23 protein-coding genes are annotated in these 20,739 nt (G+C 46.0%); 7 read left to right on the plus strand and 16 right to left on the minus strand.

The genetic code is table 11. The annotated features are described in order from the left end of the window. Window positions 1–120: 120 nt before the first annotated feature. The 3 genes from KNQ04_RS01705 to KNQ04_RS01715 form a co-directional block, all read right to left on the minus strand. The gene (locus tag KNQ04_RS01705) at window positions 121–1,206 is read right to left on the minus strand and encodes a bifunctional 3-deoxy-7-phosphoheptulonate synthase/chorismate mutase (protein WP_214846893.1); all 1,086 of its coding nucleotides are present in this window, start codon (window positions 1,204–1,206) and stop codon (window positions 121–123) included. A 197-nt stretch (window positions 1,207–1,403) separates the two neighbouring features. After that, window positions 1,404–1,970 (minus strand): YtxH domain-containing protein, encoded by a 567-nt coding sequence (locus tag KNQ04_RS01710; RefSeq protein ID WP_214846894.1) that lies wholly within the window; start codon window positions 1,968–1,970, stop codon window positions 1,404–1,406. Further along, complete coding sequence (locus tag KNQ04_RS01715; RefSeq protein ID WP_214846895.1) at window positions 1,967–2,539, minus strand: DUF948 domain-containing protein; 573 nt, start codon at window positions 2,537–2,539, stop codon at window positions 1,967–1,969. Before KNQ04_RS01715 ends, KNQ04_RS01710 begins: the two co-directional genes overlap by 4 nt. 139 nt (window positions 2,540–2,678) lie before the next feature. Between KNQ04_RS01715 and KNQ04_RS01720 the strand changes: the two genes are divergently transcribed. After that, the gene (locus KNQ04_RS01720; protein ID WP_214846896.1) at window positions 2,679–3,791 is read left to right on the plus strand and encodes an aminopeptidase; all 1,113 of its coding nucleotides are present in this window, start codon (window positions 2,679–2,681) and stop codon (window positions 3,789–3,791) included. Window positions 3,792–3,847: 56 nt separating this feature from the next. On the opposite strand, the gene KNQ04_RS01725 is transcribed toward KNQ04_RS01720, so the two are convergent. The 7 genes from KNQ04_RS01725 to KNQ04_RS01755 form a co-directional block, all read right to left on the minus strand. Beyond that, the gene (locus KNQ04_RS01725; protein ID WP_029331180.1) at window positions 3,848–4,288 is read right to left on the minus strand and encodes a Dps family protein; all 441 of its coding nucleotides are present in this window, start codon (window positions 4,286–4,288) and stop codon (window positions 3,848–3,850) included. 114 nt (window positions 4,289–4,402) lie between these two features. Beyond that, on the minus strand, window positions 4,403–4,918 hold the full coding sequence (locus tag KNQ04_RS01730) for a DUF5698 domain-containing protein (protein ID WP_029331181.1): 516 nt from the start codon (window positions 4,916–4,918) through the stop codon (window positions 4,403–4,405). A gap of 165 nt (window positions 4,919–5,083) precedes the next feature. Next, window positions 5,084–6,379: a UDP-N-acetylmuramate--L-alanine ligase gene (gene murC / locus KNQ04_RS01735; protein WP_214846897.1), complete on the minus strand. Its 1,296-nt coding sequence runs from the start codon at window positions 6,377–6,379 to the stop codon at window positions 5,084–5,086. Between the two features lie 78 nt (window positions 6,380–6,457). Beyond that, on the minus strand, window positions 6,458–7,255 hold the full coding sequence (locus tag KNQ04_RS01740; protein ID WP_214846898.1) for a hypothetical protein: 798 nt from the start codon (window positions 7,253–7,255) through the stop codon (window positions 6,458–6,460). A gap of 37 nt (window positions 7,256–7,292) precedes the next feature. Beyond that, window positions 7,293–7,901: a YtpR family tRNA-binding protein gene (gene ytpR / locus KNQ04_RS01745; RefSeq protein WP_214846899.1), complete on the minus strand. Its 609-nt coding sequence runs from the start codon at window positions 7,899–7,901 to the stop codon at window positions 7,293–7,295. Between the two features lie 53 nt (window positions 7,902–7,954). After that, entirely contained in the window at window positions 7,955–8,752 is a 798-nt protein-coding gene (locus KNQ04_RS01750) for a DUF1444 domain-containing protein (protein ID WP_214846901.1), read from the minus strand. A 55-nt stretch (window positions 8,753–8,807) separates the two neighbouring features. After that, window positions 8,808–9,116, minus strand: coding sequence for a thioredoxin family protein (locus tag KNQ04_RS01755; protein ID WP_214846902.1), 309 nt, complete (start codon window positions 9,114–9,116; stop codon window positions 8,808–8,810). Between the two features lie 126 nt (window positions 9,117–9,242). On the opposite strand from KNQ04_RS01755, the gene KNQ04_RS01760 reads away from it, so the two are divergent. Further along, the gene (locus KNQ04_RS01760; protein ID WP_214846903.1) at window positions 9,243–9,533 is read left to right on the plus strand and encodes a hypothetical protein; all 291 of its coding nucleotides are present in this window, start codon (window positions 9,243–9,245) and stop codon (window positions 9,531–9,533) included. 716 nt (window positions 9,534–10,249) lie between these two features. On the opposite strand, the gene KNQ04_RS01765 is transcribed toward KNQ04_RS01760, so the two are convergent. Both KNQ04_RS01765 and KNQ04_RS01770 read right to left on the minus strand, forming a co-directional pair. Next, window positions 10,250–11,263, minus strand: a complete 1,014-nt coding sequence (locus tag KNQ04_RS01765) for a PTS sugar transporter subunit IIC (RefSeq protein ID WP_214846904.1) — start codon at window positions 11,261–11,263, stop codon at window positions 10,250–10,252. A gap of 138 nt (window positions 11,264–11,401) precedes the next feature. Then, the gene (locus KNQ04_RS01770) at window positions 11,402–12,472 is read right to left on the minus strand and encodes a M42 family metallopeptidase (RefSeq protein ID WP_214846905.1); all 1,071 of its coding nucleotides are present in this window, start codon (window positions 12,470–12,472) and stop codon (window positions 11,402–11,404) included. A gap of 123 nt (window positions 12,473–12,595) precedes the next feature. Between KNQ04_RS01770 and KNQ04_RS01775 the strand changes: the two genes are divergently transcribed. Next, window positions 12,596–12,898, plus strand: coding sequence for a PepSY domain-containing protein (locus tag KNQ04_RS01775; protein WP_029331190.1), 303 nt, complete (start codon window positions 12,596–12,598; stop codon window positions 12,896–12,898). 56 nt (window positions 12,899–12,954) lie between these two features. Beyond that, on the plus strand, window positions 12,955–13,311 hold the full coding sequence (locus KNQ04_RS01780; protein ID WP_214846906.1) for a DUF1304 domain-containing protein: 357 nt from the start codon (window positions 12,955–12,957) through the stop codon (window positions 13,309–13,311). 69 nt (window positions 13,312–13,380) lie between these two features. On the opposite strand, the gene KNQ04_RS01785 is transcribed toward KNQ04_RS01780, so the two are convergent. Then, window positions 13,381–13,896, minus strand: a complete 516-nt coding sequence (locus KNQ04_RS01785; protein WP_214846907.1) for a hypothetical protein — start codon at window positions 13,894–13,896, stop codon at window positions 13,381–13,383. A 116-nt stretch (window positions 13,897–14,012) separates the two neighbouring features. Next, entirely contained in the window at window positions 14,013–14,654 is a 642-nt protein-coding gene (gene trmB, locus KNQ04_RS01790; protein ID WP_214846908.1) for a tRNA (guanosine(46)-N7)-methyltransferase TrmB, read from the minus strand. 174 nt (window positions 14,655–14,828) lie between these two features. Between trmB and cydS the strand changes: the two genes are divergently transcribed. From cydS to budA, 3 genes are all read left to right on the plus strand, one after another. Further along, window positions 14,829–14,930: a cytochrome bd oxidase small subunit CydS family protein gene (cydS, locus tag KNQ04_RS15855; RefSeq protein WP_483299238.1), complete on the plus strand. Its 102-nt coding sequence runs from the start codon at window positions 14,829–14,831 to the stop codon at window positions 14,928–14,930. 164 nt (window positions 14,931–15,094) lie between these two features. Next, window positions 15,095–16,789: an acetolactate synthase AlsS gene (gene alsS, locus KNQ04_RS01795; protein WP_214846909.1), complete on the plus strand. Its 1,695-nt coding sequence runs from the start codon at window positions 15,095–15,097 to the stop codon at window positions 16,787–16,789. A gap of 15 nt (window positions 16,790–16,804) precedes the next feature. After that, window positions 16,805–17,518, plus strand: coding sequence for an acetolactate decarboxylase (budA, locus tag KNQ04_RS01800; protein ID WP_214846910.1), 714 nt, complete (start codon window positions 16,805–16,807; stop codon window positions 17,516–17,518). 165 nt (window positions 17,519–17,683) lie between these two features. Here budA and KNQ04_RS01805 read toward each other — a convergent pair whose 3' ends face one another. Both KNQ04_RS01805 and pulA read right to left on the minus strand, forming a co-directional pair. Then, on the minus strand, window positions 17,684–18,481 hold the full coding sequence (locus KNQ04_RS01805) for a phosphotransferase family protein (RefSeq protein WP_214847385.1): 798 nt from the start codon (window positions 18,479–18,481) through the stop codon (window positions 17,684–17,686). A 51-nt stretch (window positions 18,482–18,532) separates the two neighbouring features. Continuing rightward, complete coding sequence (pulA, locus tag KNQ04_RS01810) at window positions 18,533–20,701, minus strand: type I pullulanase (RefSeq protein ID WP_251136813.1); 2,169 nt, start codon at window positions 20,699–20,701, stop codon at window positions 18,533–18,535. Window positions 20,702–20,739 lie beyond the last annotated feature (38 nt).

The following is a 20,739-nucleotide window of genomic DNA, read 5'->3' on the forward strand; positions in this document are numbered from 1 at the left end:
TCATTCTGATTTTCATTTTTAGACAACACGAAAGGAAGACAGGAAAAGATATCTTTCTTTTCCCATTCTTCCTTCATTGTAAAACGTTTTCATTCGCTATAGGTTACCCTTTTTAGAAAATCATTGAACGTTTAGTGCCGGAAAAGTTTCTGTCAGGTTTTCGACGAATGCGTCGAACTCCTTAAAATCAAGTTGTTGGTTCGCATCAGATAGAGCTAATGCTGGGAACGGATGCACTTCGACCATGACGGCGTCAGCCCCTACCGCATAGGCTGCCTTTGCTGTCGGTAACAAAATGTCTTTACGTCCCGTCGAGTGCGTCACATCGACCATGACAGGTAAATGTGTTTCTTGTTTCAAAATCGGTACGGCAGAAATATCAAGCGTGTTCCGTGTCGCACGTTCATATGTGCGAATCCCACGTTCACATAAAATGACTTGGTCGTTCCCGCTCGCCATGATGTACTCTGCTGCATACATGAATTCTTCAAGTGTCGCCGAAAGACCACGTTTGAGAAGGACAGGTTTGTTCGTACGCCCAACTTCTTTTAATAAATCGAAGTTCTGCATATTTCGGGCGCCGACTTGAATGATGTCGACATATGGTAAAGCCGATTCCACAGCACTTGGCGTCATGATTTCAGTGATGACATGTAAGTTATGCGCGTCTGCTGCTTTTTTCAACATCTTCAGTCCTTCTAGACCAAGACCTTGGAAGTCGTATGGAGAAGTCCGTGGTTTGTATGCTCCACCTCGCATGAAACGAACACCATGCTTCGCAAGTTGTGCTGCTACTTCAAAGACTTGTTCTTCACTCTCAACGGCACAAGGACCGGCAATCAATTGTTGTGAGCCATCGCCAATCACATCGTCGCCAACACGAATGATCGTATTCGTTGGTTTTTGTTTGCGTGACACGAGTAATTTCCGTGTCCGGTCTTCCCCTTGTAATTCGAGTGATGCCTTAAAGATTTCTTTAAACATATGCTGTAGGCGTCCTGTTTCGAACGGACCATGGTTATGTTCTGCAATCGATTCAAGCATTTGACGTTCACGGACCGGGTCATACCGATCGAGTCCTTGCGCACGTTTGACCTTACCGATTTCAACTGCTATTTCGCCACGCTTGTTAATCAATTCTAGTAACTCAGCGTTCACTAAATCGAGTTCATCGCGTAAACGTTTTAATTCTGCTTGTTGATCCATCTGTCTACCACTCCCTAATCAGCATATAGCTCGTAATAGCAACTAATTATAGCCGACTTCTTTCTGATTGTACATAATTGAACAGCACGCATCTCAGTTTTTTTAAATTTACATGGTGTATCATAACGAAGATTCAAGTGTAATGTAAAAAAGAAAACGCATTACCTACTCAAAATGTAGGTAATGCGGATCAATCATTATTTTTTCGGTTTTTTCTCATGTGTCATGTTTGCTTGAGGGTCATTTTCTTCTTCATTGCCCTCTTCTTTGCTTTCATCTTCTTCTAAGTCTTCACGAAGCTCTGAAAGCTCTGCGACGGTTTCTGTATCAAGTTGCTCTGCGACAGCTGCACCATCGACCTCGTTACCGATTTCACGTTCGATATCACGAACGAGTTGTTCCGCCTCTGCAAGTGCTGCATCAATGCTCGCTTGGTCTTTTTCAAAACCAGCATATTGTGCCGCTTCTTGAACAGTTGGATTCTTTTTCGCTTTTTCGATGACAGGTGCCGCCTTGTCCTTCGCAAGTTGAATCCATTCGCCGACGAGTGGTTCTGCTTTTTCGCGAACGACTTGCGTCTGTTCATTTAAGCGCTGACGTGCAGGCGCTGTCCGCTCATCGAGCATTCCGCGCATTTCGCGTCCTGACTTCGGACTTGAAAGTAACGCAGCAGCAGCTCCAATCAATCCACCGACGATGATTCCTGCGAGGAAACCGCCCCCCTTAGAACTATCTTGTGCTTGGTACGGGTGTTGTTTTGTCATGATTTACGATCTCCCTTCAATTCATCTGGAATACTTTCAACATCTGGTACAGAAACGACTTCCGGTGTGACCGGTGTTTCTGTATGTTTTCGGAAACGGCGACGTGGTTTTTTCTCGACCGTCGTTGTAGCGGTCGTCGAAGACGAGACAGGTTGACCAGGCTCCGGCTTATTCTTTTTAAAGAGTTCAACTGCGACTGAACCCCAACGGACTGCTTGTGCAATCTGTTCTTTATTCATATCGGCCGCACCGGCAACGGTATCTGATACCGTACGGACAGAATCGGTCACTTTGTTGAGTGACGTTCCTAACTCTTCAATCGAGTTCGCAACGGGTGCAAGCAACTCTGTTTTTTCTTCGATTGTATCGACAAGACGATTCGTTTTATGTAGCAACGCCGTCGTCTCCATCATGATGCCATCTAGTTGACGTTCGAGTCCTGCCGTCGTATCCGCGACATTGTTCAATGTTTTGCTTGCCGCACCCAGTACGCGGGCAAGGAAGATAACAAGCACTACGAATGCAATCGCAGCGACTAATCCGGCGATACCGCCTAATGTGATTTCCATGATTCGTGCCTCCAATTTCTTTTGCTAGTGTCTTGTTGATAGTTCGACGTATGTCGAGTTGTTCCTGCTACTCCAAATGGTTTATTTCCGTTACAATGATAAATGAAACCTACATACGTAAAATAAGGGGGAACTATTTATGCGCGATCCACGTCTTACACAACTTGCAACGAACTTGATTAATTATTCGGTTGCACTCGCTCCTGGTGAAAAAGTGTTAATTGAAAACTTCGGAATCGAACGTGAGCTCGTCGAAGCACTCGTCGACGCTGCCTATGAAGCAGGCGGGCTTCCATTCGTTCTCTTAAAAGATAACCGAATTCTTCGTAAATTATACCGCGGCGCTTCTGAAGAACAACTTCAATTAATGGCTGACGTCGAACGGATGCAAATGCAAGCGATGGATGCGTATATCGGTCTACGCGCAGGCGATAACATTAGTGAGTTATCCGACGTACCGGCTGACAAAATGAAGCTGTACGGTCAAACATTAGGAAAAATGCACACACAAGATCGTGTCAAAGGAACGAAATGGGTTGTTCTCCGTTTCCCGACTGCTTCGATGGCTCAACTCGCGAACCAATCAACGGAAGCCTTTGAAGACTTCTACTTTGACGTGTGTACGTTAGATTACGAGAAAATGGGCAAAGCGATGGAACCGCTTGTTGAATTGATGAACAAGACGGATCGTGTCCGCCTCGTCGGTGAAGGAACAGACTTGACCTTCTCCATCAAAGACATCGCCGCAATCAAGTGTGCCGGTAATGCAAACATTCCTGACGGTGAAGTCTTTACAGCACCAGTCAAAGATTCCGTCAATGGTGTCATTTCTTACAATACACCATCACCTTATCAAGGCTTTACGTTCGAAAACGTCAAACTGACATTCGAAAACGGAAAAATCGTTGAGGCAACTGCAAATGATACAGACCGCATTAATCAAGTTTTTGATACAGATGCCGGTGCACGTTTCGTCGGTGAATTCGCGATCGGCGTCAATCCATTCATCCAACATCCGATGAAAGACATCCTATTTGATGAAAAAATCGATGGCAGTTTCCATTTCACACCCGGTCAAGCTTACGCTGAAGCCTATAACGGAAATGATTCATCTGTCCATTGGGATTTAGTCAATATCCAACGCCCCGATTATGGTGGCGGTGAAATCTGGTTCGATGATGTGTTGATTCGTAAAGATGGACGCTTTGTTCTTCCTGAGCTCGATGTCTTGAATCCAGAAAATCTAAAGTAATGTAGAAAACGGATGGCTGAATCCCGAAAGGATGCAGTCATCCGTTTTTTGATTGCTTATTTTTTTAATGTCGCACGCAACATCCAAATTTGTTTTTCGATTTCTTTTGCTTGAGCGAGCAAATCATCTTCGACCGTCACATCTTGCGCTTCGAGATGTTCAATGGCTTCAAGCATTTCCTTACGCACTTGTTGGAAATCACTGATGACGGATTCAACCATTTGATCGGCAGATAATCCAGATTTAGCTTCTTCAAGCGTCGTCTGTTCGAGATATTCTTTCATCGTCGCTGACGGATTCCCATTGTTCATCAATAGTCGTTCCGCGACCACATCATACTGTTCAGAAACCCATGTATACAATTCTTCTAGTTTGACATGAAGCGTCAGGAATTCCGGTCCTTTAATATACCAATGGTAGTTATGGAGTTTGACGAACAACACACCATAGTTTGCGACCTGTTGGTTTAAAGCTGTCTTCGCGTGATTACTAATCATTTTCAATTTCCCCTCTCACAAAATGTAATCTGTCCTATATCATCTTTATCCTTAAATAACATAGAGTAAACATCTTTTTGTGAGGATTCCCTTGATGTTCTTCACAAGCTTTCATTACTTTTGACGTTTTAACCCCTTCAGCATGTATCCCCCTTTGAAGTCGACCGAATCGAACGCGACGAGGAATGCTTTCGGTTCATATTCTTCGACTAAACCACGCAATACTTTCATCCGCGTCCGTGCAGCAAGTACATCGAGGCGGTACCGGACGCCGTCGCGTCCCTGTCCTTGGTAATGGGTGACACCAAATCCGTTATCGCGGATGACTTGAATCAGTTCAGCCGGAAATTCTTGTGTATGGACTTGAATCATGTTGTAGCCAATCGCAAGTTTTCTTTCGACGAAGCCTCCAATTAAAATACCGAGTCCGAATCCGAGTGCGTAGACGACCATCCCGAGTGTCGTTAAATCACGGAAGACGACGCCTAAAGCAAAGATATAAATTAACGTTTCGACCGTCCCGAAAATCCCGGCGATGACGGTCCGCCCTTTGACGAGCATGATTGTCCGGAGTGTCAGGACAGGCACGTATATAAGTTGCAATAATAAAATCAAGAAAATTTGTCCCATGTGATTGATTCCTTCCTAAATTAACATACCCCCACTATTCCAAAATTCAATTCAAGATGCAACAAAAAAATCGTCCAGAGTACGTCATCTTTTTTTACCTTCACGAAACCGACAAAAAAGGCATGGATGCCTGAATGCATCCATGCCTTTTACTGATGAAACATTTTATCTTTTTCCTTCATACTGCTGTTGGTATGTTTGGATATCCCCCGCACCCATGAACAACAGAACGGCATTGTCATGTTTACTCAAAACCGACACGTTATCTCGCGTCAAGATGTCAGCGTTCGGAATCTTCTCTTGGAGATCCTCAATCCGAACTTGCCCTTCTTGCTCCCGCGCCGATCCAAAAATCTCACAGAGATACGTAGCGTCCGCCTCACGAAGCGATGTCGCAAAATCATCCATGAATGACTTTAGGCGTGTGTACGTATGCGGTTGGAAAATCGCGATGACTTCCCGATCCGGATATTTCTTACGTGCCGATTCGATCGTCGCACTAATTTCTTTCGGATGGTGTGCATAATCATCGACTAAAACTTGTGATCCGAAATTCGATTCACTAAAGCGACGTTTGACTCCTCCGAATGAAGCAAGACGTTCCGCAACATCCTCTTTGTTCAAGCCTTCATACTGACAGATTGCGATGACCGATAACGCATTCAAGACATGATGTTGACCGAATCCCGGAATCAAGAACGTGCCATAAAAATCGTCACGTAGATAGACATCAAATGATGTGCCTTCTGGTGTCGAAGCGACGTTTTCAGCTCGGAAATCATTGTTCTGTCCAAAACCATAGTAGAGGACAGGAACATTGGCTTGAATGTTTTGAAGATGTTCATCGTCCCCACAGGCAACGATGGCTTGTTTCACTTGCATCGCCATCTCTTGGAACGCCGAAACGACGTCATCAATGCCTGTAAAATAATCTGAGTGATCAAAGTCAATGTTCGTCATGATTGCATAATCCGGCTTGTAGTATAAAAAGTGACGCTTATATTCACATGCTTCAAATACAAAAGCTTTCGCCTCTTCGACTCCAGCACCTGTTCCGTCACCAATCAAAAATGCTGTCGGCGTGATCCCACTTAACACATGTGACAACAAACCCGTTGTCGATGTTTTACCGTGTGATCCTGTAATTGCGACTGAACGATATTCGTCTGCTAAGTGCCCTAAAAAATCGTAGTAATGATAAATTGTTAAACCAAGTTCATTTGCCCGCGCGATTTCTGGATGTTCATCACCAAACGCATTTCCTTGAATGATGATTTGATCTTCTTTGATGTTGTCGGCGTTGAACGGGAAAAACGGAATCCCTTTCGCCCGTAAAGCGTCCTCAGTAAAGATGTGTTTTTCGATATCAGAACCTTGTACTTGATGGTTCATCTCATGTAATACTTGGGCAAGTGCACTCATTCCAGTCCCTTTAATCCCAACAAAATGATATTTTGTCATATAAAAGCCCTCCAATTCACGTTCCGGTCCGTACCATCGGGCTTGGGTACAAAACCTGTACCATTATAGCAAACCGACTTATTTTTTACCATGTAAATTATTTTGTTCACGTCGTGCACGATACATCGCCATCAAATCTTTAGTTGTCATCACAACATTGACTGGCGGTCCAGCCGGTTTTTTCACTACGTTTGATGCCTCTTGGACGTTCTCATTAGGTGTGACTTCTGTATCCAGTTGTGGCCGTTGCTCCTCCAGTGTCGGGGGCAACTCATTCTCGAGTGGCGCTACTTCGTCCACTGATGTTGGTAGCGTCTGTTCTGTCAACGGTTCACTTACTGGTTCGATAACAGGGCTGTTCTCTTCTGCGACTGTTGTCTCAAGTAAGCTTTCGCCCGTCTCTTCGACAGCCTCCACAATACCATCTTCTACTAGTTCGAAGTCAACCGTGCTGTTACTTGCCTCTTCTTCATTCGCTCGTTCGATTGATGGGTCAGGGGTGAGTAGTTCTGAATCCGTCACCGGAACAAGACCAGCGTCCGCTTCGGTTAAGTCTGTCTGTTCCATCGTCTCGATCCCCGACGCTTCAATTGTTTCATCCGTCATGTTCTCAAGCGACTCATCCATTTTTCCCTGTTCTGATTCACTTGAAACGTTTACTTCCGATTCAACCGAAGTCACGTCTTCCTGGATCGACCGTTGCTGTTTAGGCCGTTGGAATCCGTAAATAGGCGATGGAACATCCGTCAACACGAAACGATCTTCTCGTTCTTCCTTCTTCGGACGTTCGACCGGACTCGCTTCTTTTTCGCCCGCTAACTCCCGTCGAATTCGCGCTGCTTGTTCCTTCAGTGACTGTTCGTAACGATTGCTCATTCCTTCACCCCTCCATCTTGTTAAAAAATCGGCCGAATCAACGGCCGATTAAGAATGCCTCTCCAGTATGTGCTGAATCTTCTAATACAAGAATCCCTTTTTCTTGTGGTGCATCTGGTAATCCAAGTTCACGGGCAGAACAAAGCATCCCGCTTGACGGGATTCCACGAAGTGCAGAAGGTCGAATGATTAAACCGGAAGGCATGACTGCTCCTGGTTTAGCGACGACGACTTTTTGCCCTTGCGCGACATTTGGTGCTCCACAAACGATTTGGAGTGTTTCCCCATCCACATCGACTTGGCAAACCGATAGTTTGTCGGCATCCGGATGTTTTTCACACGCATTAACGTACCCAACAACGAATTTAGGAGAGTAATCGATTGAATCGACTACGAACTCTACGCCATTGTCCGCTAATACGGTTTGAATGCTTTCGACGAGTTCAGGTGTCAAATCGACAGGTCCGACTGCATCCAAGTCAAATTGTTGTGATGCTTCAAAAATATTGTATCCAATCACGCGATCGTTATGGAACACTGTAGCGACATTCCCTTTACGTTCAGCCGAAACTTCCGCACGCGGTGCATCTGCTAAGATGACCATCAAGACGTCGCCGACTCCTTCTTTGTTATAAAACACATTCATTCAATCCATGACTCCCTTCAGACTTTCTCACAATGCTTATTGTATCAGATTATTCACGGTTTCGGATGCTTGTTTTTCGCAAGTACAAAGACTGGTTCAAGATTTCCATCTTCATATAAGAAAGGCAATGCCGTTACCGGAACGCGTCCATTTGTAAAGAAGTCGAACATCAACTGTTGTAACACATCATATCCGGCATCATTTCGGATATCGGCAAAAATCAAGACGTCCTGATGGGGAATCCCGATCGAAAATTCACCGGTCATCTTGTCCGCATAATCTGCTAATAATTGCTTATTGAGAACACGACTCGCTTCGTAACCGTCACCTGTGCTTAAGAAATAAAAGACATTTCCTGCAACTTCATCCCTCTTGAAGGGTGCATCAAGCGACTTTAAGTTGAAGCGTGCTGCTTCAGACAAATGCTCTGTCGTCCATCCGGCTTGATCGACTAATTCTTGATCGATTAAACGATAGGTCGCCCCTAAATCAAGGGCATACATGATTTTTGTTTCACCTGTATGTGGTGTACTGATGATACGTTTTCCATCTTTTGTTTCATCTGCGAAGGACTTCGCACGGATGACGGGTAATACCTTCTGCTCATTTCCGACTAAAGAGACGGGTTCCGTCTGTTCTAAAACGGCTTTAATGTACTCGATCGTCTCTTCCACAGCGATGACGCCTCTTCGTTTTGCTTTTGCGACAAGCGGGTTCAATCCAAGATCGACACCTGTCCGGTCTAGTTTTCGCTCAATCCGGAGGACTGATTTTTCCCGATCAAAGTACGTCGTATACCGTTCTTCTTCAAATGCTTCCGTCACCATTCGGCGAATTTGTTGCAGTTCCATGAGTCACTTTCATCCTTTCTTAATGAAAAAAAGCGAGACAGCGCTCGCTTTCTTGTCAGACTGTTTCTAAAAATGCTGTCACTTGTTCAGGTGTTTTTCGTTCTTTACCGACATAACGGCCCGTTTCTTCATTTCCACGATAGGCAACGAAACTCGGAATCCCGAAGATGTCCATTTCCTGGGCAATCTCAAGGTGCTCGTCACGGTCGACGTAATAAAATTCAAACTCACTGAATTTACTTTCGATTTCTGGCATGAACGGATCAAGAAAACGGCAATCCGGGCACCAGTTTGCTGAAAAGAGAAAAACAGCATTTCCTTGTTTAGCAGTTTCGAATAGTTGTTTTGATTCAAGTTTTTTCATGGTAGTTCCTCCTTCAATTCTTGCTTGATTTCATTGGGTACATCATAGCATATTCGAATGTTTCTGTGCGTTTTCACGCTCTGTTTGCTATACTTCAACTAGAAAACGACTTGAAAGGAAATCACTATGACGGACCAACCTATTAAACATCCATTCGAACGCTTTGTCGGCTTTGTTGGCATGACGAGTTGCTTGCGTTACGGATATTCTTTTATCGATTCTGAACGGGGATTACCAGAAATTCTTGCCTTCTTAGTCGTCGGTTTCGCAATCATCCTAGTCCTTGAAGCACTCGGAAAACGTGTCGCCCGAAAATTACCGGTCGTCCGAATGCGTTACTTGACACCCCTCTATTTGATTTATCTCTATGTATTTCTGACGAGTTTCTACTCGAGTTCGTTCGGTTTTTCTTTATAATGACAAAAAAGCGGTGCATCTAATGGATGTACCGCCTCAGGCTGTAGACAAACGCTTACGAAGCGTGAAAACACTACATCGAGTTGCTGCCAGTTCGCGCTTCCCGATCTCGCCTCGTCTTCAAAGCGGCAATCTTCCGCGCCCGCTGCAGCTGTGCTACAGGGTCGCGACCGATTGCTTTTCGCGGTTATAAGCGATTCAAGACGGAGCGCGCTTTAAAACGACTGCACGACTTGCCAGAGTCAGGCAAGACCCTCCGCTAGGATCAAGGAGCGACAGTTTACCCCTCACCTAAGGAAAACAATGAAAAAAGACGCCTTTATCTCCCGATATCACTTTATCTACAAGCTGTGAGGCTGACTCCAAAGCGGGAACGACTCTCGATTAAAAGGAAACAGGACTTTTTCATGCGTGTCTCAGGCAGGCACTAAAACTATCTTGAACAATAAGAATTTGCATAGAAATGGCCGAAGATCCCGTAAAAAGTGGGATCATCGGCCATTTGATTGATGGAGGACGGAAACGTTCATCCTCGACTCCTATGGGAAAAGGAAGCGCGATTCGCGTTTCCGTCAGGAATAGGTAAGACCCGGCATGACCGCATCAAAATGCGGGCTGCCGCGGCTTATCTTCCGCCCATGGAAAGCGAGGATGTCGGAAACATCCGTCGCAAGGATTGATTTTATCCTGGCTTATGAGTCAGCCCTTTTTTAGATTCAATACTCGATTTTCAAGTCGCCATCCTTAATGCGTCCAAAACGATGCAACAACCGATACACGATATAGCTGAGAATCGCTGGGGCAATGAAACAGAGAACACCGACGACAAGGTAATACTCTGCCGTGAAGCCCATCGTCTTCAGTACCATCAATGGCCCGACTAATCCGCTTGTCCCCATTCCGGAACCTGCCGGATTACTTTCAAGGCTGAGCAAGACCGTCGCGAATGGAGCCAGTAAGGCTCCAGCAACCGTTGGTGGAACGATCGTCCATGGATTCCGAATGATATTTCCGACTTGCAACATGGAAGTCCCGATCCCTTGGGCGATGAATCCACCAATCCCGTTATCCCGGTAACTGATGACACCAAACCCAATCATTTGGGCAGCACAACCAATCGTTGCCGCCCCTGCTGCTAATCCATCAAGTCCTAACATGATCCCTAACGCCGCGCTCGAGATTGGTGCCGTCAATGCGAGTCCCATGACCGTTGCAACGAAGATCCCCATGACGAGCGGCTCACGCTCCGTTCCCCAGCGAATAACTTCTCCAAGATTGGTCATCAATGATCCAATCCATGAACCGATATACTTCCCGCTGAAAAAACCGATTAACAGTGTAACAAGTGGTGTGACGATGATATCAAGCCGCGTCGTTTTCGAAAAAAGTTTTCCGAACTCTGTCGCAAGCAGTGCCGCGATGTAACTCCCGGCAGGTCCACCTGCTTCATATCCGAATGCCCCGACTGCGACAGCTGCGAATAAAATCAAAGGGGGCGCTTCTAAAGCAAAAGCAACAGCGACACCGATGGCAGGACCGGTCAATGCGATTGCTTGCTCACCGACCGTGACAAGCATCGTTGCCTCGATGCCCCGAGTCAGCAGCCCCTCTCCAATCGTTTTCAAAATTAATCCCATAATCAAAGAGCTAAATAATCCAAGTGCCATATAACTGAGCACAGTAATGAAATAAACCCGTGGGCTTAATGAAATCCCTTTTTCCTTTAACAATACGTCACTTCCCTTTCCTTAAATCAAAATTATTATAACAAATATAATAGAAAAGAAAACACAAATGTTTTTTCACCTGACAAGACAATAAGAAACAAAAAAGACGGATCTGCCCTGTTAGGACAAATCCGTCACTCATCATTTTACTTGTAACGTCGCCAGTGTCGTCGCATCCAGTTGCGTGACGAGTTTTTTCAATAATTCTTTTGCCGCATCGTAGTCATCCGTATGCATGATTGAAGCATGCGTATGGATATAGCGGGCCGGTAAGCCGACGACCGTCGTCGGAATCCCGTTGTTCGAACGATGGATTACGCCGCCATCCGTACCGCCTGCCCCGACATAATACTGATAAGGGATTTGATTCGATTCTGCCGTATCGAGCACATAATCCGTCATTTCTTTCGATAGAATCATGACGCTGTCTTTGATGCGTAACAAAGGACCTTGACCGAGTTGACCAAATTCGGTTTTATCACCGGAAGCATCGTTCGCAGGTGACGCATCGACAACAAACGCAACGTCCGGATCAATCATGTTCGTTGCTGTTTGTGCGCCGCGTAACCCAACTTCTTCTTGGACTGTCGCACCTGAGAATAAGATATTCGGGTGGTCGGCCGCTTTCGTCTCTTCGAGCAACTCAATCGCCATCCCTACCCCGTACCGATTGTCCCATGCTTTCGCCATGATTTTTTTCGGATTCGCCATCGGTGTGAACGGAAAGAATGGAACAGCAGGGATTCCTGGTCGGACGCCAAACGATTCCGCTTCTTCTTTTGAGTCCGCTCCGATGTCGATGAACATGTCTTTGATTGCCATTGGTTTATTCCGAACTTCTTCCGTCAAGAGGTGTGGTGGTGTCGATGCGACGATTCCTGGAATGATTCCATTATCGCCACAAATCGAAAATCGTTGTGCGAGCAACACTTGACTCCACCAACCACCGAGCGGTTGAATCCGAAGCATTCCGTTCTTCGTGATTTGCGTGACCATGAAGGCAACTTCATCCATATGTCCTGCGACCATCACTTTCGGACCATCCGCCTGCCCTGTCCGTTTACCAAAAATCGATCCGATTCCATCCGTGACGACTTCGTCCGTCACTGGTGTAATCCGTTCTCGGACGAACTGTCTGACATCATGCTCAAACCCCGGAGCACCGTTCAATTCCGTTAACGTTTTAAATAGATCTTTTGTCTTTTCATTCACTATGTATCGCCTCCTGTTTCTCTATTATACAAAAAAATGCTTCAATCACTTAAGCTTTTGTTTCTATCTTGACGAATAATTTGGTACAGTAGACATAGAAACCTGTAAGGAGGGGAAATTTTAATGAAAAAACGCTATTGGATTATCGGTTTGGCAGCAGCTGTCGTTGCAACTTTCGCAGTTAAGAAGGCTGTCGACAATAAACAACTATCTGCCGAGGAAGCTCTCGAAATCACGAAACGCACATTTTCAGCAAAAGGACGTGTCCAAGGTGCATGGATCTCTGCAACACCAGAGGCATACGCATATGAGTCACGTGACTACCAAAGCTACAAAGGTGGCATCTCGGTCCTTGAAGGTGACGATGAAAAAACGTATCAATTCACAGTTGATGCAGAAACAGGCGCTTTACTCGAATACGCATAATATCGCGACCATACTTCGTTTACCGAAGTATGGTCTTTTTTAAGGAGTGAACTTTCATGAATTTACTCGGAACGATTCTTGTCCTGCTCGTCGCATTCGAACATTTCTACATCCTAGCCCTCGAAATGTTTTTTCTCTCATCAAAACCAGCGCTTCGTACGTTTGGGCTAACAAAAGAAGTCGCAGCAGATCCACGCATCAAAACATTATTTGCCAATCAAGGGCTATACAATGGCTTTCTTGCTGCAGGATTGATTTTCGGTCTCATTCTTGACTCGTCCGTCATTCAATTATTTTTCTTAAGTTGCGTCATCATCGCCGCCCTGTACGGTGCAGCAACAGCAAATGTTTCGATTCTCTACAAACAAGGGCTCCCAGCCATTCTTGCGTTCATCGTCGTTTTATTCTTTTAATCAAAAAAAATCCCCTTGCACCGAGTCTAACACTCAACGCAAGGGGATTTGATGTCGTCCGACACTCGATTAACGCGGGTTGTCGTTACGTTCGTAAATTGGATTCATGTATTCGCTTGTCGAATAAAGACGCGGTACTACGATATAAAGAACAATCGCCGGTACAGCAATCAACAAGAGCATGAGTAATACTGGTAACCAGTACACGACTTTCTGATGTAAGTTGTTTGAGTTTTTATCGATGTATTCTTTAACGCCGTCTACTTTCGCAGCATCTGCGTTCGTCAACATCTCTTTACTCTCCGTGTTATAGAAGTGGATTTCACGTTTGATTGTGATAAAGATGCCATCACGGACTGTCTCGATGACAGCAATTCCACCGATGATTTCTTCACCTTTTTCACCAGTGAATGTTTTCGGGTCCTCGATTTCTACAGAACCTTTTTTATAATCGTAATGCGAACTCTTTAATTCCTCGTCGAGAGCCTTTTCCATTGCTGACGTATCAATCGCAGCGAATACCGATTGACCGATACTCAGTGCGAGAAAGAGTGCTGTTACGAAGGCTAAGCTTTTTTGCCACATCCCCAAATTCCCCCTTTACCTGTAAGTACAAGTTCTTCAGTCAACAACATTGTACCAATTAATAAGAAAAAAGTGTGAAAGAAATACCAGGAAAATAAGAAAACTTTTTGTCTAAATCATTTTCCGTACGTTGCTTCCATCCGATAAATCGGTTGACCAAGTGCTGAAAAGCGTGCTTCGTACTCCGTTCTGACGTTATCTTCCGGCTCATTGACGTGTAAATCAAGCGACATCCAGTCGAATGTCATACCGTAAGCTGACATCGTCATCAGACTCGATTCGAACAGTTTACGGTTATCCGTCTTAAAGTGAATCTGACCTTGGTCCGGCAAAATGTCTTCGTACGTCGACAGGAACGTCTTATATGTGAGACGTCGTTTCGCATGACGTGACTTCGGCCAAGGATCGGAAAAGTTCAAGTAGACACGATTGACCTCACCCTTTTCGAAGAAATCGCGTAAGTCTTTTGCATCGACCGTCAAGACTCGCACGTTAGGGAGTGGTTCTTCAACCAATTTTTGAACGATTGCGACCGCAACGCTTTCAAATAACTCAATCGCAATGAAATTGACTTCGGGATGCTGTTTTGCCATCCCTGTGATGAAGGCCCCTTTTCCGGAACCTACTTCAATATAAAGCGGATTCTCATTTTTAAATTCTTCTGACCAGTTTCCTTTTAATGTCGCCGGGTCCGCGATATAGATAGATGCCTGTTCTTTCATATAATCTAGCGCCCAAGGCTTGTGGCGTAAACGCATATTGTTCATCCTTTCAATTCTTAAATTATCCGCAGATAAGTTTATCATGATTCGGGTAATTATATAAGATGTTATTCATTTAGAAGAATCGAATGTTCAGCAGATCGTCACTTGAGAATCATTGAGCAATCTACTACACTTACTATACGAAGTACTTTAAAGGAGGTCTTGCAATTGGAAAATTTCTTAATCATGTGGGGATCACCGATCGTCCTCGTCATGGGCGTGACTGCTCTTTTCGTTTGGGCGACATTCGGTAAAGTTGACGCTAAATAATCGTGATTCAGTAGGCATCTTGTGTTCTGTCACAAGATGCCTTTTTTACTTTCTAAAGGATTACGGTTGGTTTCTGACTAAAACAGTTGTATAATTTCGATGAAACAGTTTTTATATTACAGCTATCAATCGACAAAATACGTTGATAAAGAAGGAGAATTGTAATGAACAAAAACGAAAACAGAGGGAAAGAAAATTTAGTACAGAAAAAAACAGGGGCTGACTTGGTTGTTGATACATTGATTGAGCAAGGCGTCGAATACATCTTCGGAATCCCCGGAGCAAAAATTGATTCCGTCTTCAACGTCCTTCAAGATCGTGGTCCTGAATTAATCGTCGCCCGTCACGAACAAAATGCCGCTTTTATGGCACAAGCGATCGGCCGCCTGACGGATAAACCAGGGGTCGTCCTCGTCACGTCCGGACCAGGCGCATCGAATCTCGCGACAGGTCTCGTCACGGCGAACTCGGAAGGTGACCCGGTCGTCGCGATCGCCGGTGCCGTTACACGTGCCGACCGACTCAAACGGACACACCAATCAATGGACAATCAAGCGCTCTTTACACCAATCACGAACTTCAGTGCAGAAGTTCAGGACGCGGATAACATCCCGGAAGTCCTCTCGAATGCTTTCCGGACAGCGGAGACGACATCAGGCGCTGCTTTCGTCAGCATCCCGCAAGACGTCGGTCTAAACGAATCAAACGTCACGTCCTTTAAAGCCGTCCCGACACCAAAACTCGGGATTGCACCAGAAGAATGGGTCGAAGAGACGGCAACACTCATCGAACAAGCAAAACTTCCCGTCCTCTTGCTTGGTATGCGTTCCAGTCAACCGGACGTCGTCAAAGCGATTCGCGCTTTATTGAACCGTGTATCGATTCCCGTCGTCCAAACGTTTCAAGCTGCTGGGACGTTGTCACGTGACTTAGAGTCTAATTTCTATGGTCGTGTCGGTCTGTTCCGTAACCAACCTGGTGATGCATTACTTGCAGAAGCAGATCTCGTCTTATCGATCGGTTATGACCCGATTGGCTACGATCCGAAGTTTTGGAATAAACCAACGAACGAACGGACATTAATCCACCTCGACCAAATGCGCGCTGAAATCGATCACTTCTATCGTCCTGACCGCGAGCTCGTCGGTGATGTCGCAAAAACGATTGATGCGTTATCGGATCGCCTAAAGCCGCTCACCTTGTCACACAGCACGGAGAAGTTCTTGAACGGTTTACAACAACGACTCGTCGAACGAGACATTCCACCTGTCTTAAAGGATTCATCTTTAACGCACCCACTGTATTTCATGAAGACACTCCGTGAACAGATTGCGGACGATGTCACCGTGACGGTGGATGTCGGTTCACATTACATCTGGATGGCGCGTCACTTCCGTTCGTACGAACCCCGCCATCTCTTGTTCAGTAATGGGATGCAGACGCTTGGTGTTGCATTACCTTGGGCAATCGCGGCGACACTCGTCCGCCCCGGTAAAAAAGCCGTCTCGATTTCTGGTGACGGCGGGTTCCTCTTCTCCGCGATGGAGCTTGAGACAGCCGTCCGCCTGAACGCACCAATCGTCCATTTCGTCTGGCGTGATAGCGGCTTCGATATGGTCGCATTCCAACAGGAGATGAAATACAAACGGAAATCAGGAACATCGTTCGGTGATGTTGATCTCGTGAAGTACGCGGAAAGTTTTGGTGCAAAAGGCTTACGCGTCAACCATCCTTCAGAACTCGTCGCTGTCATGGAAGAGGCTTGGAAAACAGAAGGTCCCGTCATCGTTGATGTCCCGATTGATTACAGCGATAACATCGCCCTCGGTGAAGAAGTACACTTGGATCAATTAAACTAATAAGGAGATGAGCAGATGACGAACGATGATACGTTACTTCAAATCTCGACGATGATGGCGTTACTCGACGGTGTCTTCGAAAGCGAGGTCAGTTATGCATCCGTTCTTGACGGACGTGACTTCGGCATCGGAACCTTCGACCATCTCGACGGAGAAATGATTGGTTTTGATAATACCTTTTATCAACTGCGTTCTGATGGGAGTGCGCGACCACTCGATCCTGAAACGACAACCCCGTTTTGTACGTTGACACGGTTCACCCCGACACAATCGCTTCACGTGGACCAAGAAATGACTAAACAAGACTTCGAACACTGGTTAAGTTCGCAACTGACGACAATCAACAGCTTTTATGCCGTGCGAATCGATGGACAGTTCTCGGAAGTCAAAACACGGACGGTCGCGCGACAAGAAAAACCATTCGTCCCGATCACGGAAGCCGTCGCGACGCAAAGTGCCCGGACTTTCGAACAGACAGAAGGGACACTTGCCGGCTACTATACTCCGCGCTTCGGTCACGGAATTGCTGTCGCCGGGTATCATCTGCATTTTATCGATCATGCCCGTGAAGGGGGCGGACACGTCTTCGATTATACGGTCAAGAATGTCACCGTCTCATTCGAAGAAAAACCCCGTCTCGATTTACGTCTGCCGACGACGGTCGCTTACCAACAAGCCGATCTCGAAAGCCATGACATCGAACAAGAAATTAAAATTGCCGAAGGTTGATGCCTTCTTTTCGAAAAAACCGCCAAAGCGATTCAGACGCTTTGGCGGTTTTTTATGAAATCATGTGGCACATCTTATTTAGGTACTTCAAAAAAAAGATGGAGCATCACAGATACCTGTGACCTCCACCTCGGTTTGGGCATTCTTTAACCAACCAACTACACATTAAAGTTCATTTTCAAGTAATTGCGCGAGGAACAGATAACTTTCCGGCGCATCTGGATGACCTGCATTTTCGTACCAATAAATCGATAGGACGGCTTGTGCCACTACATACCAATGCATCCGTTGCTTCAACTCAACTGTCAACGGATGACCGTAACTCGCGAACCACTCCGGCCAATATTCTTCATCGACGTAACTATAGAGCATCATCCCTAAATCATATGCACGGTCGGCAATGATGGCGTCGTCCCAGTCGTTTAGATACAGATGACCATCTGCTCCAGTCAACCAGTTGTTGTGGTTTAAGTCTGAATGACAGACGACTTGTTCATCCGTTCTAACAAGCGACAAATGTGACTCCAAGTAAGCAATCGCTTGCTCAATCAGAGGGGCGTCACGTAATTCAGACGGCTGGAAGTACAGACGACACTGACGTAACATTTCATCTGGTTCAATCGGTCGTTGGTCAAGCTGTTGCAACATGAACAACAACTCTTTTGAATCATGTATTTTACCTAGCAGTCGTGCCACTTCTGGTCGCCCCATCATCTCCGGTTCAAGTTCCTGACCTTCGATGAACTGTTGCGCACTGATGACATCGCCGCTATAAATCCGTTTTGTCCAAAGTAACTTCGGAACGATTCCGTCTGCTGATAAGATTGCTAAAAAAGGAGACGAGTTCCGTTTTAAAAACAATTTTGACTGTCCAGTCGAAGCAATATAGGCTTCTCCTGTAATTCCGCCTGCTGGCGTAAGGGTCCAGCCTTCGCCAAGCGCATCTAAAATATCTAATTCCATCATAATCCGCTCAACTTTTTAATAGATTTGCCCTAAGGCACAATGATTATCTTAACATGTCGCAATCGTCGTTGACAATGGAAGCACTTGAATCTTAACGACACCCTTCTCAATCGGCGTGACGGACGCTTCGTCTCCTCTGACATGGACATTCCACATCGGATGATCAAGCGCAATCTCAATCGTTTCCGTCGTCACATTATGGACGACTAATGTCCGTTGCCACGCATCATAAGAATGGACTGCGTTGACCTCGTATGCAATCACTCCCGGTTGCATCGGCAGGAAGTGAACGAGCTCTTGAATTTGATTGGCACGGTGCAATCGGAATCCTCCGTGCATCCGTCGAATTTGAATCAAACTTTTTATATAGTCGACCATTGCAAACCGCTGATCCCGAAGATGCCAGTCCAGTCGATTAATTTCATCTGGCGCATTGTAGCTGTTTTCGACACCTTGTTTCGTCCGTCCAAATTCTTGTCCGGCATGAAGGAATGGAATGCCTTCCGCCAAAATCACGATCGCTTGTGCAAGACGACTCATCCGTAACCAGCCTTCTTCGTCAAGATCCGGTCGGGCAAGTCTCAACTTATCAAACAACGTGTGGTTATCGTGCGCTTCGACGTAGTTAATCGAATAGGTCGGCTCGGGGAATCGTCCGTACGTTTGATTCTCAAGCGTGACACTTCCCGCAATCCCATTTCGGACCTCACCTTCCTTCCACCCGTCACCGGAGACGAACCCCTGATCCATTTCATGGAAGGTCGATCCTTTGAGGGCATCCCGAAACACATCATTAAAATGTCCAATCCCTGGCATTCTTGCAGCAGATACACTGGTAGCTTTCCGCCGATCCGGTAGCGGTGTCGCGAGGTCCCATCCTTCTCCGTAGACGAGAATCGTCGGGTCGATGATGTCGAGCGACGCACGAAGTGCATTCATCGTCTCGATATCATGGATTCCCATCAAATCGAAGCGGAAGGCATCTAGTCGAAAAACGTCCGCAAAGTACGTCACACAATCAAGAATCAACCGCCGCATCATGAACCGTTCAGATGCTGTATCGTTCCCTACCCCCGTTCCATTCGCAAGCGTGCCGTCTGCTTCATATCGGAAATAATAACCTGGCACTAAGTGTTCGAGCGCTGACTGTTCCCGGATGTAAACATGATTCATCACGACGTCAAACGTGACCCGGATTCCTGAAGCATGCAGCTGTTCAATCATCTCGGCGTACTCAAAAATCCGTGTCCGCGGGTCGATTGCGTCACTGGCATAACTTCCAGCTAACGCAAACCAATTGACAGGGTCATAGCCCCAGTTGTAGGGAGCACGTGTGATTTCATCCGTCGAACCAAAAAAATGTACCGGTAACAGCTGAACGTGTGTCACGCCTAACTCGACCAGATAGTCGAGCCCCGTCGATCTTCCTTGAGGCGAAACCGTCCCCTGCTCCGCTACACTTGCATACTGCCCGGGGTGGGTGGCACCAGACGAAGGATCAATCGTAAAATCACGAATATGCGCTTCATAAATGACAGCATCCGTCGGCTTCACTAGAATCGGACGTTTTTTACGTTTCGGGAATCGCTGTCCGATCTCCCGCGTGACATCGAGAAGGACACCGAACTGACCATTTGCCGTAATCGCTTTTGCATAGGGATCAACGACTTCATCGATCCCGCGGTATGTCGTGACACGGTAACGATATAAGGAATGTTCCCACACACGCGATACTTGAACCGTATGAACCCCCCGCTCACCACGTTCCATTTCTAACACCTCAAGAAGATTTTCGTCCGCATCATACAGGACACATTCCATCCGTTCCGCGATTGGTGACCAGACATGAAGAACGAACCTATTTTCTTCCAGCTGAATTCCGAGCGGTCCTTCATAACTGTATTTATGATCAAATTGTTGCGTTTGAACGATCCGGTTCGGCACAATCCGGATTCGGTCCTGACCGTTCGCCACTAGTTCATATGTGCTTTCTAATTCGACTGCTCCGTTCATCCGCAAAACAAGTTTTGACGTATTTCCGTCTTGGTCATAAGAAACGAGATCAAAGGCACAGGCAAGCTTTCCTTTAACTACTTGCAGCTCAGTCGAATCAAAATCGGTTTCTGCTTCGACTAAAATCGTTTGAAACGTCAAAAACTCCGCTGAAATCAATTGCGGTCGTTTTAGTTCAGGTTCGTCGTTTTTCATTTTCGTCATAGCTACGCGACAATTCTAAAATCCCTGCCGCTCCCTCC

Origin of the sequence: Exiguobacterium sp. s193 (assembly GCF_018618755.1) — a bacterium.
Taxonomy (GTDB): domain Bacteria; phylum Bacillota; class Bacilli; order Exiguobacteriales; family Exiguobacteriaceae; genus Exiguobacterium_A.

Coding starts and splice junctions, on each gene's coding strand:
- KNQ04_RS01805 (WP_214847385.1), bottom strand. CDS start 18,481: ATGGAATTAGATATTTTAGATGCGCTTGGCGAAGGCTGGACCCTTACG.
- KNQ04_RS01785 (WP_214846907.1), bottom strand. CDS start 13,896: ATGTGGCAAAAAAGCTTAGCCTTCGTAACAGCACTCTTTCTCGCACTG.
- budA (WP_214846910.1), top strand. CDS start 16,805: ATGACGAACGATGATACGTTACTTCAAATCTCGACGATGATGGCGTTA.
- KNQ04_RS01715 (WP_214846895.1), bottom strand. CDS start 2,539: ATGGAAATCACATTAGGCGGTATCGCCGGATTAGTCGCTGCGATTGCA.
- KNQ04_RS01705 (WP_214846893.1), bottom strand. CDS start 1,206: ATGGATCAACAAGCAGAATTAAAACGTTTACGCGATGAACTCGATTTA.
- KNQ04_RS01755 (WP_214846902.1), bottom strand. CDS start 9,116: ATGAAAAAACTTGAATCAAAACAACTATTCGAAACTGCTAAACAAGGA.
- pulA (WP_251136813.1), bottom strand. CDS start 20,701: ATGACGAAAATGAAAAACGACGAACCTGAACTAAAACGACCGCAATTG.
- murC (WP_214846897.1), bottom strand. CDS start 6,379: ATGACAAAATATCATTTTGTTGGGATTAAAGGGACTGGAATGAGTGCA.
- trmB (WP_214846908.1), bottom strand. CDS start 14,654: ATGCGTTTACGCCACAAGCCTTGGGCGCTAGATTATATGAAAGAACAG.
- KNQ04_RS01740 (WP_214846898.1), bottom strand. CDS start 7,255: ATGAGCAATCGTTACGAACAGTCACTGAAGGAACAAGCAGCGCGAATT.
- KNQ04_RS01725 (WP_029331180.1), bottom strand. CDS start 4,288: ATGATTAGTAATCACGCGAAGACAGCTTTAAACCAACAGGTCGCAAAC.
- KNQ04_RS01780 (WP_214846906.1), top strand. CDS start 12,955: ATGAATTTACTCGGAACGATTCTTGTCCTGCTCGTCGCATTCGAACAT.
- KNQ04_RS01760 (WP_214846903.1), top strand. CDS start 9,243: ATGACGGACCAACCTATTAAACATCCATTCGAACGCTTTGTCGGCTTT.
- alsS (WP_214846909.1), top strand. CDS start 15,095: ATGAACAAAAACGAAAACAGAGGGAAAGAAAATTTAGTACAGAAAAAA.
- KNQ04_RS01710 (WP_214846894.1), bottom strand. CDS start 1,970: ATGACAAAACAACACCCGTACCAAGCACAAGATAGTTCTAAGGGGGGC.
- KNQ04_RS01775 (WP_029331190.1), top strand. CDS start 12,596: ATGAAAAAACGCTATTGGATTATCGGTTTGGCAGCAGCTGTCGTTGCA.
- KNQ04_RS01730 (WP_029331181.1), bottom strand. CDS start 4,918: ATGGGACAAATTTTCTTGATTTTATTATTGCAACTTATATACGTGCCT.
- KNQ04_RS01750 (WP_214846901.1), bottom strand. CDS start 8,752: ATGGAACTGCAACAAATTCGCCGAATGGTGACGGAAGCATTTGAAGAA.
- KNQ04_RS01720 (WP_214846896.1), top strand. CDS start 2,679: ATGCGCGATCCACGTCTTACACAACTTGCAACGAACTTGATTAATTAT.
- ytpR (WP_214846899.1), bottom strand. CDS start 7,901: ATGAATGTGTTTTATAACAAAGAAGGAGTCGGCGACGTCTTGATGGTC.